Source organism: Mesorhizobium sp. WSM4819 (genome assembly GCF_055811215.1).
The window spans coordinates 1-13,642 of sequence record NZ_JBVVQO010000033.1; the positions used below are offsets into that span (position 1 = coordinate 1).

The window sequence follows — 13,642 nt, forward strand, 5'->3', positions numbered from 1 at the left end:
CATAGCCATCGCCCGTGGCCCGCGGGTTCCTTCCTCGGGGACTTTCGTACGCCTGCCGGCGCCCGAAACTCTTCACGAAACCTGCCCTTCCGCTTTCGGGACGAGGTTACAGACAAGCGGCCATTCCGCTGATCGACCCAATGCGGACGTTCGCTCTCCGAGAACGAATTCACGCCCATGACCCTAGGCAGACGCCTTACCGCCGGCCGGCCAACGTCCGCTCTGGACGTGGAAGCTGACGTCGCGTTGCTCCCGCCCGAGACATAAGGCGGGAGACGGCAATTTGTTGCATCAAGCCGGCAGCGGCTCGTGGAAACGGCACCAGCCATTTGGGCTGATTGCACCGGCAACGATCTCGCACCCGTTTGGCTCTCGGAAGTGAGTACACCCACCGCAGCGTCGGCCACGATTTGGGGTGTCCTGGTACAGCGCCAGCGCCTTGGTTGTCTTTCCGGCCGCCATCGGTCCAGTCATACAGGCTGAAAGGCCGCCGGCGCTGGCAATCGCCGCACCGGTCACAGAGACTTTCAGGAAATTGCTGCGAGACAGCGCTCGGCTTGAAGCTGCCGATCCGTGGTTCACATCATCATCTTTACTCATGGTCTTTCTCCAAGAGCAGCCCTCGTCGCAGTTGGCTCAGGTGCTCTTGAGCGTGCCGTTCATCCCTTCCGGATAAAAGCCGCCCTTGCTCACTCCGTCCTTGTCGCTGAGATAGACGATCCGGAGCACCTCCTGTGGCGTTCTGGTGAAGCGATCGCATCGGGCGTCGACGGAACGATGTTGGCTTTTCCGTCCACCTGGATTCCCTGGTCCTTGTCTTCCGATCCGTCGATTTTGTCGCGGGCATCGGAGACGGCGTTGGCGGCCTTCCAGGCTTCCTCTCCCTTCCGGTATAGCGTCGATCGCGCCATTCCCATGTGGTAGGCCTCGACCGCCAGGATGCCTGCGGCGGCGGCGAGGAAGTCCTTATTTTTCAGAACTGTCGCAGCACCGGCATAGGCGGTGACGCCGACATCCTCGAACAACATCCCGCCGAGAACGAAGTTCGTTTCGTTGCCGAAGGGGTCGAAGTCCGCACCGAGACCAGCTGCCTCCGCAACCGCCTTGAACCCCGCATCGAAATCGATCGCTGGCCGGTCGACGGCGTTGGCTCCAAGCGTCTTGCGGTAGAAGCGAACGTGCGCGAGTTCGTTTTCGGCGACTTCCTGCATGAATTCGCCGATGGCGGGCGTCTCGAAGGAGACTTGCTTGCCGCCAACGACGTCACCTGGTTTCGAACCGGCATCGGCTGCGTCGATGCCTTTTCCGGTGGTGCCGCGGAGGTAGTATTCAGCCTCCATATATTCGAGGTTGAGCGCAAAGCGGAAAATGTCCTCGTCCGATATGTCCTGTGCCAATACCGGAGAAGACCGTGCGATTCCGCCGAGTGCCGCTCCGGCACCGAGTACGACAAGTCCCTGAAGCGACTGACGCCGGGATAGGTGAAGTGCGCCCTGCATGGCGGTCTCCTATGTTTGTTGATTCAACGCCGCTGTCAGCACCGCGGCGCCGAGTGCATTTGCCTGATGATTAGATGGTCCGGGCCGCCAAAATATTCCCGCGTCCCGCTACAACATCCCCGCGAAAGGAGCCGGCGTAATCTCGGCATGGACGGCGTCTACGTGCGCTCAGTCGCCGTGTTCAACGGATGAGTATCCTTTCGAACCAGGCGGATTGCGAGCCGGTCTAAGACTGATTGCGCGAGGCGGTCACAACGGGCGCCAGCGAAGAGAAACGTATCCGTGAACACGGTGGCGAGCTTGTCCCGCAGCGCCTCGCGGAGCAGCCGCCGTGCGCGATAAAGACGGGTGCTCACCGTCTGAGGTCGCAATGCCAAGAGAAAAGCCGTTTCCTCAATGCTCATTTCCTCGACGTCTCGCATGACAAAGACGATGCGAAAGGGCTCTGGCAAGCCACCGACGGCTCGCTCCAGGAGGTTGCGGATTTCAGCGAGAGCGGCCGCCTCTTCGGGATCAGGCTTGTGGGCGCTGAACGGAGCGACCATGCCCTCGATGGCTTTCACGTCGACGGTGGGCCGCCTTTTCCGGCGGCGTCCCAGCGCCTCATTCAGCGCGATCCGGGTGAGCCAGGTCGACAGCTGCGCCTCCGCGCGGAATTCGGCCAGATGGGTGAAGGCGTGGATATAGGTCTCCTGAAGTACGTCCTCGGCCTCGGTGTCGTCGTTCAGGACGGCGCGGGCGACCCGGTGAAGCCGCTGATTGTGACGCTTGATGATTAACCAGAATGCGGCGGGGTCACGCTGTCGCGCGTGTTCAACCAGCCCCGCGTCGTCAAGGTCCTCGATCCTCACTGCCTCGGTGGATCCGGTCGGCTTCATCATAGGCGCTCCAGATGCATCAGCCTGCCGCGATGCGGGCGGGGTGGCTCCGCGCGGCGTGGCCTGAGGAAGTTCACCTCAAATTGCTCTTCGGAAACAGCACGCGATCGGGTTTTGCATTCATTCGCGCCAGCATTTCCTTGATCAAGCGTGTTTTGGTGCGCCCCGCTTCCTTCGGCGGCACGAGGTAACGCACGATGGCCTCGAGCCAGGTGTTTTCACTGACGCGAAAATGAACCACGGGATGCTCCTTCACTTCGAGTTCGTCCACCGGCGTTTGCGACAGGATGTGCTTATAGACCTTCACCTTCTGGCTCATGATGTCGCCGATCTGCTCGTCGACGACCTCTCTCATGGTTTTCGCTACGAATTCCAGATCGCTTTCATAAGCGAGCTGGAACTTGATTTCGTTCCAGACATAGGGAAACAGCGGCCAGGAATAGTTGAAGACCGGCGTGTCAAACACGGTGGAGTTCGGAAACTTGATGACGCGTCCGCTCGGATGATCGGTCCAAAGATGTTCGCCGCCGAATTCCCATAATGTCGTGTCGAGATAGCTGACATCAATGACATCGCCATGGGCATCGCCGATGCGAATGCGGTCGCCAACGCGATAAGGCGCCCTGGCCAAAATATAAATCCACGCGATGAAACTGGAGATCGGCATTTGCAGGGCAAAGCCGAGAATCAGTGAAATCAGGCCGAGTGAAACAACCGCAGTGTACCAGTTCACAAATAAGACTGAAATGGCCACGAAGAAGATGGCGACGACGACGACTAATCGAAAAATGCGTTGCAAGTTGAAGCGCGAAACACGATTGGGAATTCGGCCAATGAGAAAGACTTCGATAACATTCGCAACGGTCAGCATAACGAAAATGAGAAGGCCGCCCCTGACGTAGTTCAGCACGCGAACGCGCAAAGGCGCGTCAAGCCATTCTAAGCGCCAATTGATCAGGACTTGGACGCCAAAAAGCAGCAAGGCAGCGGCAGCGAAACCAACCGTCCACCAGACGTCTTCCTTGCGTAGGCTGAAGCGGAATTTTTCCTCGGGCTTTTTCGCCTTCTGTTCCATAGTTTTTGGGTCAGCAGTCTGTTGCGCGGCCCGTTCGAGTCGGGAAAGGTTCTCCTGTTTCTTGGCGCGCGGTCCCAAGGGTTCACCTCCCGATGTGGCCATCAACACCCAGCAGTGCCTTCTCGTTCCTCGACGGCGGCATTCCGGCAAACGACCCAACGTCAGTCGCTGACTGGCTCCCTGCCGGTCCCCGACAGCTGGCCTTCATTCCGGCGGGCCCGTCTTTGGTGAAATAGGGCGGCAAGCACGTCGCCACCATATTCGGCAAGTGCCTTATAGCCCCATCCGAAATTAAGTTGAGTTTGGTATCAGCAGCTCCCCGATAGCTCACCGGTAGAGATCTCGACTGTTCATCAAGCGGCCGTTGGTTCGAATCCAACTCAGCCTTCATCGGCCGGCGCGTTTCTTGCGTGAGGCGGACTTCGCTCCTGCGGCGGGATCATGCCGGCGGATAGCCGCCAATCCATTGGATTGCACGTATTGACTCGGGCCCATCACAACGACTGAGCGAAAGGCGGGATTCGGGATCGAGCTGAGCGTCGACGAACGGCCGATATCGGCGCTAAGCCGACATCTCTGATGGGTGTCGCAAACGTCCGCATTGGGTCATCTGCATAGATTCGGCCGAGGCCGAACGAACAAGCTACCGCTAGGGGGGTCGGAACCGGTATTCCGTTTAGGGACCAAGCGTTAGATTTCACCACTGGCGAACGCTTCAACTGGCTCCAGCGCAGATTAGAAAGTGACGCGGCCGAGCACGCGCAGGCCGTCGCCTTGCGGCTCGACGATCACGGCTTCGCCTTCGCGCGGCGAGATGCCGGTGAGCGCCATGATGTTCTCCAGATGGGTGACCATGACGACATTGTCGGAGCCGGAATAGGCGCTGATCTCGTTCACGATCGCCTCGAGCTGGGCGGCTTTCTCGCTGGCGTCGGTCTTCAGCAGGTCAAGCGGAGCGAAGGGTTCGGGCTCTTCTCTGAAAGCGGTGCGAGCCGTGTCGAGGGCGCGGCAATAGCGGCTGGACAGCACGCGCTCGACCGGCGCCGCGCGGGCGTCGAAAAGCGCGCCGATCTTGCGTGCCTGCTGCTTGCCGCGCACCGAGAGATTGACCTGGGTGGCGCATTTCTCGATGTCGAAATTCGCCGGATCGGTAGTGCCGGTGACCATGGCATGGCGAAGCAGCACGACATGTCCGCCGTCGCGCAACAGCGCCCAGCCGGCTTCGGTCGCGTGGGCCGCGGCGGGAATGACGAGCAGCAATAGAGCCAGCATAGATCGAAGCATCAGGCGTCCTTTTCCAGTCACCGGAGGTGGGTTCCGGTGACCGCATATAGGGACGGCAAAGCCGGCTGAAAAACAAGGCATCACCTATCCCGGCTGTTTGCGAGAACCGACCGCTTTGCCAAGCGGGGCGGTTGCGCTCAAATCCCGGCTCGCCTATCAGGGGAAAAATGTCCCCACTCATCGAAACCGTCCTTTTTGTCTTCGGCCTTGTCGCGCTCGGCTATCTGGCCGGGCTCACCGGCTATCTGAAGGCCGAGGCGGGTGGGGCCATCGCCGAATTCGCCGTCGGGGTGGCGATGCCACTGCTTCTGTTCCGCACCATGGTCAACGCCGATTTCCATGGCACCGCGCCCTGGTTGTTCTGGGGAGCCTATTTTACGGCTGCCGCAGTGACGTGGGCCGCAGGCCACCTGGTCATCACCCGGGTGTTCGGGCGCGACGCGCGTGCCGGGGTCGTCGGCGGCGTGTCGTCGGCTTTTTCCAACCTCGTCCTGCTCGGCATCCCGTTCTTCCTCGGCACATTCGGGCCAAGTGGATTCGAAGTGCTGTCGCTGCTGATTTCCGTGCATCTGCCGACGATGATCATGGCATCGATCATCCTGTTTGAGATCTTTGGCCGCGGCGACGAGCATGTGCATCCGCTGCGCATCATCCGGCGCTTCTTTCGAAAGTTGCTCTCCAATCCGCTGATCATCGGCATCCTGGCCGGATGGGTGTGGCGTATCACCGGCCTGCCATTGCCGGCGCTGGCGGTCCGGCTGGTCGACGCGCTGGCCAACATCGCCGGACCGGTCGCGCTGTTTGCCATGGGGCTGGGCCTGTGCCGTTTCGGCATCTCCGGCAATGTGCGGCCGGCGCTGGCGCTGTCGGCGCTGAAGCTGATGCTGATGCCGGCCGTCGCGCTCGCCCTGGTCTGGCTGCTTGGCCTGCCGCCGCTGTCGGCGAAAGTCGCGGTCGTGGCGGCCGCGCTGCCATCCGGGGTGAATTCCTACCTGATTGCGACGCAGTTCAACACCGGCCAGGCGCTGGCATCGAACCAGATGACCATCGCCACCGCCTGCGCGGTCGTCACCACGGCGTTTTGGCTGACGGTGGTGGTCCAGGTGTTTGGATAGGTATGATCGATATTGATGCCTGCGAAGGGCGGTTTCCTGGTGCTTCAGGTACTCATATACCCAACGTTACGCTCCGTTCCGGTTCTCGGGAGCCGCCGGTCCGGTCGTTTCCTCACGCACCCTCAAGCAACAACGGGAGCGCAAATCGGCCTCGCCTTGTGCTGGCCCAAACCCTATATGCCATCTTGCGATTGATTGCGGGGCTTGCCCTAGGTAAAGAGCAGTGGCTCCAGGCGTGTCGGCATCGATGCCAGTGCGCACGCCCGTCAAGGAAAATCCAGATAGCGGCCCGTCAGTGCGCCGAACGGAGGCTAGACCATGCTTCAGAAAACCAGCCATTTCATGCGCCAGGCCAATCTCATCAACGGCGAGTGGGTGCAGGCCGACAGCGGCCAGACGGTCGACGTCAACAATCCGGCCACCGGCCTCAAGATCGGCACCGTGCCGAAGTCGGGCAAGGTCGAGACGCGCCGCGCCATCGAAGCTGCCGACGCCGCCTTCCAGACATGGCGCAAGACGACCGCGCTCGAGCGCTCGAAGCTGTTGCGCAAGCTGCATGACGCCATGATGGACAACCAGGATGTACTGGCCGAGCTGCTGACCATCGAGCAGGGCAAGTCGCTGTTCGAATCGAAGGGTGAGATCGGTTCGGCGGCCTCGTACATATTGTGGTTCGCCGAAGAAGGCCGCCGCACCTATGGCGATGTCGTGCCGTCGCCATGGGCGGACCGCCGCATCCTGGTGACCAAGGAGCCGGTCGGCGTCATCGCCGCCATCACGCCGTGGAATTTCCCGTCCTCGATGCTGGCCCGCAAGCTCGGCCCAGCACTTGCCGCTGGCTGCACCGCGGTCGTCAAACCGGCGTCGCAGACGCCTTATTCCGGCCTCGCCTGGGGCGCGCTCGCCGAGGAGGTCGGCTTCCCCAAGGGCGTCATCAACATCCTGACCGGCGCCGCCGGCGAGATCGGCGACGAGATCTGCGCCAACCCGCTGGTCAAGAAGATCACCTTCACCGGCTCGACCGAGGTCGGCAAGATCCTGATCCAGAAGTCGTCCGTCACCGTCAAGAAGGTGTCGATGGAACTCGGCGGCAACGCGCCGTTCCTGGTCTTCGACGACGCCGATATCGAGCGCGCCGTCGCCGGCGCGATCACCGCCAAATACCGCAATTCCGGCCAGACCTGCGTCTGCACCAACCGCTTCCTGGTCCAGGCTGGTGTCTACGACAAGTTCGTCGAAAAGCTCGCCGTCGCCAGCGACGGGCTGAAGGTCGGTTCCGGTCTCGATGACGGCGTGCAGCAGGGGCCGCTGATCGACGAGAAGGCGGTCGAGAAGGTCGAGGAACTGATCGCCGACGCCACCGCCAAGGGCGGCAAGATCGTCGCCGGCGGCAAGCGCCATGCGCTCGGCGGTTCGTTCTTCCAGCCGACGGTGATCGCCAATGCCACACCGAAGATGCGCTTCATGAAGGAAGAGATCTTTGGCCCGGTAGCGCCCGTGTTCAAGTTCGAAACCGAAGAGGAGGCGATCGCGCTCGCCAACGATACCGAGTTCGGCCTCGCCTGCTATTTCTACACCGGCGATCTCGGCCGCGCCTTCCGGGTCATGGAAGGGCTGAAATACGGCATGGTCGGCGTCAATGAAGGCCTCATCACCACGCCCGAGGCGCCGTTCGGCGGCGTCAAGGAATCGGGCCTCGGCAAGGAAGGCGGACATCAGGGCATCGAGGATTATCTCGACACCAAATATGTCTGCATCGGCGGCCTCGGCCTCTGATCGGGCAGGGGTCTGTTGACTGCCAATGGACCCAAACCGGCCCGAGAGGCCAGGCGGGGATCGATCAACCAACTGACGTTTCGGGCATGGCGATGAAGGACGGCGAGGTTTTTGGCACGACGCAGGCGGGCGAGGCCATCCGCCGCTTCAGCATCCGCGGCGGCGGCCTCACCGCCAACATCATCGGGCTTGGCGCCATCATTCAGGATTTGCGGCTGGCCGGCCACGATGCGCCGCTGGTGCTCGGCTATGACAGTTTTGAGCCCTATGAAACGGATACGGCCTTCTTCGGCGCCGTCGTCGGACGCTATGCCAACCGTATCCGCGATGGCCGCTTCACCATCGCCGGCCAGCGCTACCAGACCGAGCGCAACTTCCTCGACAAGCACACGCTGCATGGCGGCTCGCAAGGTTTTTCGCACCGGCCATGGGAGGTTTCGCTGCATGGCAGGGATTTTGTCACCCTGACGCTGCATGATCCCGACGGCACGATGGGCTTTCCCGGCGCGCTCGACGTGAGCTGCACCTACAGGTTGAAGATCCCGGGCACGCTCAGCGTCGAGCTGACCGCCACCTGCGAGGAGCCGACGCTGTGCAATCTCACCCAGCATTCCTATTTCAACCTGGATGACGGCGGCGCCGGCGATGTCCTCGATCACCGGCTGATGCTGAACGCCGGCGCGTATCTTCCGGTCGATGGCGACCTGATCCCGACCGGCGTCGTGAAGCCGGTCGACGGCACGCCGTTCGATTTCCGTCAGGCGCGGCCGCTGCGCATGGAGAGCGAGGGCAGGCAGCTCCCCTACGACCAGAATTTCTGTCTTGCCTCGACGCGCGGGTCGCTCAAGCTGGCATCATGGGCGCAAGGCGCGAATTCCGGCGTCGAGATGGAGCTGTGGACCACGGAACCGGGCGTGCAGCTCTATACCGGCCAGTATCTGGCGCCAGCTTCGCCGGGGCTCGGGGGAGTTCATTACAAGGCCTATTCGGGCTTCTGCCTGGAGCCGCAGGTCTGGCCGGACGCACCGAACCGGCCGTATTTCCCACAGGCCACGCTATGGCCGGGCCAGATCTACCATCATGTGACGGAATACCGGTTCCGACTGCCTGACGCCTGACGCCCGGAGGTACCGGCCTTTGCTGCGCTAGCCTTCGGTCCGGAAAGAATCATGCGCAAAGTTCAAAGAGCGTTCTTTGCGCTTCCATTGGACGCGCGACGCTCTCGGATCGGAACCCAATCCACGCTCGCGGAAAAGGACTGTCGGCACTGACGGGATTGGCGTAAGCTACTGCCTTTGAGGTGCATCCATGCACCGTATCACCACCGTAGCTATTGTCGCGCTCGCCGCCGCCGCGCTTAGCTGTCCTGCGCGGGCGGAGGTGCTGATCGGGGTCGCAGGCCCGATGACCGGAAAGCTCGAATGGACTGGCACGCAATTGAAGCGCGGCGCAGAGGTGGCTGTGGCCGACATCAATACGGCGGGCGGCGTCCTCGGCGAGCCGGTGCGGCTCATCACGGTCGACGACTTCTGCGATCCCAAGCAAGCGGTGGCTGCTGCCCAAAAGCTGGTGGCTGACGGTGTAGTGTTCGTCGTCGGGCACTACTGCTCTGGAGCCTCGATTCCGGCATCGGAGGTGTACGAGGCGGCGGGAATTCTGCAGATTTCGCCGTCCTCGACCAATCCGATGTTGACCGAACAAGGCCGCGCCAACGTTTTCCGCGTCTGCAGTCGCGACGATGCGCAGGGCTTCGAGGCCGGCAACTACTTGGCCGATCATTGGAGCGACAAGAAGATCGCGATCCTTCACGACAATACGACCTATGGGAAGGGTCTCGCCGATGAGACAAGAAAGCAGTTGAACAAGCGGGGCGTGACCGAATCAATTTATGAAGGCTACACTCCCGGGAAAGACGACTACTCGGCCGAGATCAGCACGTTACAGGGGGCGGATATCGCCGTGCTGTACATGGGCGGGTATCATACCGAGGCTGCGCTTATGGTCCGTGCGGCGCGCGACCGGGGCTACTCGGTTCAGCTGATCTCGGGTGACGATACAGCGACCGAGGCATTTGGGCTGATTGCCGGCCCTGCCGCCGAGGGCACGCTCTTCACCTTTGTCCCCGACCCGCGTCGAAATGCCGAAGCGGCGAAAGTCGTCGAACGATTCCGAGCCGAGAACTTCGAACCCGATTCCTGGACGCTGCACAGTTACGGCGCCGCCCAGACCTGGGCGCAGGCGGTCGAGAAGGCAGGCTCACTAGAACTCAAGGCCGTGATTGCATCACTGCGCGGCAATCAATTTGACACTGTGTTGGGCCGTATGGACTTTGATAATAAGGGCGACCTCACTGTTCAGAGTTGGGTATGGTATGTCTGGAAGGGTGGCGAATACGTGCCGTTGGAGTAATGGACCACCGATCCGGCGAATCGCCTTGAGCCAATCTGTGCAGACCCTATCGGCCGCGCCAGCTGAATCAACGCGTCGCCGCGATGCTTAAGCGTCTCGGCATACGCGGCCGTTTGTTGCTCGCTTTTTTCGGTATCAGCACCTTCGCGGTGCTCGCGACAACAGCCGCTCTTTATGCCTTCCTCGAGGTGGGGGAGGTCGTCGACCACATCACCAAGGAGCGTGTGCCGTCGGCGCTCGCGTCCCTCCAGCTGTCGCGCCAGGCCGAGCGGGTCGCCGCCACTGCGCCCGCCGCACTTGCTTCGACCAGCAAGGCTCAGCATAACGAGGTCTCGACTGCGATCGCGGCAGAGATGACGCGCCTCGAGGAACTGCTTGCCGCTCTCAAAGGCGCCAAGCCTAGCACGGCGGTAGTGGCTGAGATCGAGGCTGCGGTGCTTGGTCTGCGGCGCAATCTCAACGCCCTCGACGACCTTGTCGCCGCCCGCCTCACCGTGGTGGCGCGCAAAGAGGAACTGTTACGTCGCCTGTCGGCTACGACAAATGCAAGCCAGCGCCTTGTGGCGCCCGGCATGCTCGTGATGAATTCCAAACTCCAGCAATGGCGGGCGGTCACGGCCGACACGCCGCTCGCGTCCGATCGAGGCGCGGAGGCGACGGCCGACCTGGTCCAGTCGATAGCGGCCTACATCCCGCAGCAGAAGGCGCAGCAGGAGATCTCGGCGGTCAATGACGCGCTGGTCAACACGGCGGACGCGCCGACGCCAGGCGATCTGGCGTTGATCCTGTTTCCGCTGCGCCGGTCACTCGCCGTTCTGGACACGATTTCCAACGAGATCGACGATAGGCTGCGAACCCGTTTCCAGCAGCGGGTCAACGAGTTCAAGGCACTGATCGACGGCGGAAACAGCATCCCGAAGGCGCGGCAGGACGAGTTCGCCGTCCTGGCGCAGGGCGAAGAGCTTCTGGCCGAAAACAATCAGCTGTCGCGCAGTCTTACCGCTGCCGTCGATCGCCTGGTCGCTGCGGCAGACCGCGAGATCACCGCATCTGGTCTCGAAGCCGCGGTCGTCCAGCGCTACGGGACCGGAGTTGTCCTTGGCTCCGCCTTTCTCAGCCTCTTGAGTTCCGTTCTTGTTGTTTGGCTCTATGTCGACCGCAGCCTCCTCGCCCGCCTGGGAGGGGTGAGCCAAAGCATGCTCGCAATCGCCGGCGGCAATCTTCGTGCGCCATTGCCTGCCGCGGGCCACGACGAAATCGGCCGCATGGCCGAGGCGCTCAGGCTCTTCCGGGACACTGCAGTCGAGGTCGAGGAAAAGAACCTGCGCGAGGTCGCCGAAGCGCGCCAGCGGCTCATCGATGCCATCGAGAGCATCTCCGAGGGATTCGCTCTCTACGACGGCGAGGACCGGCTCATCCTTAGCAATAGCCGCTACCGCGAACTGCTCTACAGCGACCTTGCGATCGAACTGACGCCCGGTACGACATTCGAGCACATCATCCGCCGATCCGCTGAGCGCGGCTACATCAGGGATGCCGAGGGACGATTCGAGGAATGGGTCGCCGAGCGGCTCTCCCGGCACCGCAACCCTGGCGAACCGTGGGAGCAGCGGCGAGGCGACGGAAGATGGATCATGATAAGCGAGCGGCGGATCACCGGCGGCGGCACAGTCGCGGTCTACTCGGACATCACTGAGCTGAAGCTACGGGAGGAGAACCTCGCCGAGAAATCCGCGGCTCTCGAGGCGCTTTCCAGCAAGCTGGCGAAGTACCTGGCGCCCCAGGTGTACAACTCGATATTCACCGGCCGTCAGGAGGTCAGGATCGCCAGCCAGCGGAAGAAGCTGACAATATGCTTCTCGGATATCGCCGGCTTTACCGAGACCACCGACAAGATGGAGTCGGAGGACCTCACCCAGATCCTCAATCACTATCTGACGGAAATGTCGAAAATTGCTTCGGATCATGGCGCGACGATCGACAAGTATGTCGGCGACGCGATTCTGATGTTTTTCGGCGATCCGGAAACTCGCGGCGTCAAGGAGGACGCCCTCGCCGGCGTGCAGATGGCTCTCGCCATGCAGAAGCGGATGAGCGAACTTGCCGAAGTCTGGCGCGACATTGGAATTGAAACACCACTGCGCTGCCGCATCGGTATCCACACCGACTACTGCACTGTCGGCAACTTCGGCAGCGAGGACCGGATGGACTACACGATAATCGGCGGCGCCGTGAATCTCGCCTCACGTCTTGAGCAGGAGGCGCAGCCAGGGACCGTGCTCATTTCTTATGAGACGTTTGCGCAAGTGAAGGACACGATTGACTGCGACGAGCTGGGCCGCATCCACGTCAAAGGGATCGCCTATCCGGTCGCCACTTATCGCGTCATCGATTTGAAGGCCAATCTTGTCGCTGCCCGTCGCGCCGTTCGAACCGAACTGCCGCATCTCAGACTGGAAGCTGAGCCCGAGCTGATGTCTGCTGACGAGCGTGACCAAGCCGCAACTGCGCTTCGAGACGTGCTCGATCGACTTTGTCACAAGCCCGGGTAGGAGGGATCGTCGGCATCGGCTCTGTGGACAAGTCCCCATTCTGAAACACGCAGGACGGCAAAGCCGTCGATCTCTACACGCTCATCAACGACAGAGGCGCGTCCATCAAGTTCATCGCCTATGGCGGTATAATCACGGCGATCAATGTGCCCGACCGCTGGGGCAAGCTCGACAACATCGTGCTCGGCTTCAAGGAACTCGCCGACTACGAATCCTTGCCCCCCTATTTCGGCGCCTTGATCGGGCGCTACGCCAATCGCAGACCGGTGCGCGGAATGAACTGCGACGAGTTTGGAGACAATGTAGCGGTTTTGATGGCCGGAGGTCCGCTCATGGCAGCGCGATACAGACGTTCCTGTTTCTGATATCCATTGAGGCTGTGAAAAGTGCCCGTGCAATGATGTGGTTGGTGTGTGTTGATACTTCCTGCGCTTGATCAGCTCTGTTAGGCGTCGGAAGGATTTTATCGGAGCGCAACGGCATGCCGACGGCCTTCTTTATCACTCATCCGGAAGTTTCCGTTGATCCCGCCACGCCAGTTCCAGCTTGGCGGCTTTCGGACCGCGGCGTCACCCGGATGAGGGCTTTCGCGGGCTGTGCGGTGCTGTCCGGCCTGACGTCCATCTGGTCAAGCTCCGAGGCCAAGGCTATTGAAGCGGCTGGCCTGCTGGCGGCGGGATTTGGTTTGCCCGTCCAAGTGGATGAGCACCTTGGCGAGAACGACCGCTCCGCGACCGGTTTCCTTCCACCCGTCGATTTCGAACGAGTTGCTGACGCCTTCTTCGCCAATCCACATGAGAGCGTTTGCGGATGGGAGCGCGCGCTCGATGCCCAGGATCGCGTCACGCGGGCCGTGTTTCGCATTCTTGCGACCCATCACGACGGCGACATTGCTTTCGTCTCGCATGGCGGCGTTGGCACGCTGCTGCTTTGCAAGCTGCTGAATGCGCCGGTTTCGCGCAGTCGGGATCAACCGTTCCAAGGTCATTTCTTCGCTTTCTGCTTGCCAGGTTGCAAGATCATCCACGAATGGCAGCCTATCGCCGAGCGTTAA

General features: G+C 61.5%; 9 protein-coding genes and 2 pseudogenes. 7 read left to right on the forward strand and 4 right to left on the reverse strand.

Annotated elements, in window-relative coordinates; genetic code table 11:
* Positions 1-636 precede the first annotated feature (636 nt).
* From AC0L18_RS24495 to AC0L18_RS24510, 4 genes and pseudogenes are all read right to left on the reverse strand, one after another.
* A pseudogene (locus AC0L18_RS24495) lies at positions 637-1,499 on the reverse strand (ferritin-like domain-containing protein).
* A 158-nt stretch (positions 1,500-1,657) separates the two neighbouring features.
* Positions 1,658-2,380 carry an RNA polymerase sigma factor gene (locus tag AC0L18_RS24500; protein WP_287177181.1) on the reverse strand — a complete coding sequence of 241 codons (723 nt, stop codon included), beginning with the start codon at positions 2,378-2,380 and terminating at the stop codon, positions 1,658-1,660.
* Between the two features lie 70 nt (positions 2,381-2,450).
* Positions 2,451-3,530 (reverse strand): mechanosensitive ion channel family protein, encoded by a 1,080-nt coding sequence (locus tag AC0L18_RS24505; RefSeq protein ID WP_473494534.1) that lies wholly within the window; start codon positions 3,528-3,530, stop codon positions 2,451-2,453.
* Positions 3,531-4,187: 657 nt separating this feature from the next.
* Positions 4,188-4,736: a histidine phosphatase family protein gene (locus AC0L18_RS24510; protein ID WP_473494535.1), complete on the reverse strand. Its 549-nt coding sequence runs from the start codon at positions 4,734-4,736 to the stop codon at positions 4,188-4,190.
* A gap of 167 nt (positions 4,737-4,903) precedes the next feature.
* Here AC0L18_RS24510 and AC0L18_RS24515 point away from each other — a divergent pair, with 167 nt between their 5' ends.
* The 7 genes and pseudogenes from AC0L18_RS24515 (at position 4,904) to AC0L18_RS24545 (ending at position 13,642) form a co-directional block, all read left to right on the forward strand.
* The gene (locus AC0L18_RS24515; RefSeq protein ID WP_473494536.1) at positions 4,904-5,851 is read left to right on the forward strand and encodes an AEC family transporter; all 948 of its coding nucleotides are present in this window, start codon (positions 4,904-4,906) and stop codon (positions 5,849-5,851) included.
* A 318-nt stretch (positions 5,852-6,169) separates the two neighbouring features.
* Positions 6,170-7,627: an NAD-dependent succinate-semialdehyde dehydrogenase gene (locus AC0L18_RS24520; RefSeq protein ID WP_473494537.1), complete on the forward strand. Its 1,458-nt coding sequence runs from the start codon at positions 6,170-6,172 to the stop codon at positions 7,625-7,627.
* A gap of 86 nt (positions 7,628-7,713) precedes the next feature.
* Positions 7,714-8,745, forward strand: a complete 1,032-nt coding sequence (locus tag AC0L18_RS24525) for an aldose epimerase family protein (protein WP_473494538.1) — start codon at positions 7,714-7,716, stop codon at positions 8,743-8,745.
* Between the two features lie 190 nt (positions 8,746-8,935).
* Positions 8,936-10,036 (forward strand): branched-chain amino acid ABC transporter substrate-binding protein, encoded by a 1,101-nt coding sequence (locus AC0L18_RS24530; protein WP_473494539.1) that lies wholly within the window; start codon positions 8,936-8,938, stop codon positions 10,034-10,036.
* Positions 10,037-10,119: 83 nt separating this feature from the next.
* Positions 10,120-12,588, forward strand: a complete 2,469-nt coding sequence (locus tag AC0L18_RS24535) for an adenylate/guanylate cyclase domain-containing protein (RefSeq protein WP_473494540.1) — start codon at positions 10,120-10,122, stop codon at positions 12,586-12,588.
* An 80-nt stretch (positions 12,589-12,668) separates the two neighbouring features.
* Positions 12,669-12,953: pseudogene (locus AC0L18_RS24540) on the forward strand (aldose epimerase family protein); the annotation flags it as partial.
* A gap of 116 nt (positions 12,954-13,069) precedes the next feature.
* Positions 13,070-13,642: a histidine phosphatase family protein gene (locus tag AC0L18_RS24545; protein WP_473494541.1), complete on the forward strand. Its 573-nt coding sequence runs from the start codon at positions 13,070-13,072 to the stop codon at positions 13,640-13,642.

Excerpts from the sequence above, each read along its gene's own strand:
- AC0L18_RS24520 (WP_473494537.1), top strand. The coding sequence starts at position 6,170 with ATGCTTCAGAAAACCAGCCATTTCATGCGCCAGGCCAATCTCATCAAC.
- AC0L18_RS24500 (WP_287177181.1), bottom strand. The coding sequence starts at position 2,380 with ATGATGAAGCCGACCGGATCCACCGAGGCAGTGAGGATCGAGGACCTT.
- AC0L18_RS24515 (WP_473494536.1), top strand. The coding sequence starts at position 4,904 with ATGTCCCCACTCATCGAAACCGTCCTTTTTGTCTTCGGCCTTGTCGCG.
- AC0L18_RS24535 (WP_473494540.1), top strand. The coding sequence starts at position 10,120 with ATGCTTAAGCGTCTCGGCATACGCGGCCGTTTGTTGCTCGCTTTTTTC.
- AC0L18_RS24530 (WP_473494539.1), top strand. The coding sequence starts at position 8,936 with ATGCACCGTATCACCACCGTAGCTATTGTCGCGCTCGCCGCCGCCGCG.
- AC0L18_RS24510 (WP_473494535.1), bottom strand. The coding sequence starts at position 4,736 with ATGCTTCGATCTATGCTGGCTCTATTGCTGCTCGTCATTCCCGCCGCG.
- AC0L18_RS24545 (WP_473494541.1), top strand. The coding sequence starts at position 13,070 with ATGCCGACGGCCTTCTTTATCACTCATCCGGAAGTTTCCGTTGATCCC.
- AC0L18_RS24525 (WP_473494538.1), top strand. The coding sequence starts at position 7,714 with ATGGCGATGAAGGACGGCGAGGTTTTTGGCACGACGCAGGCGGGCGAG.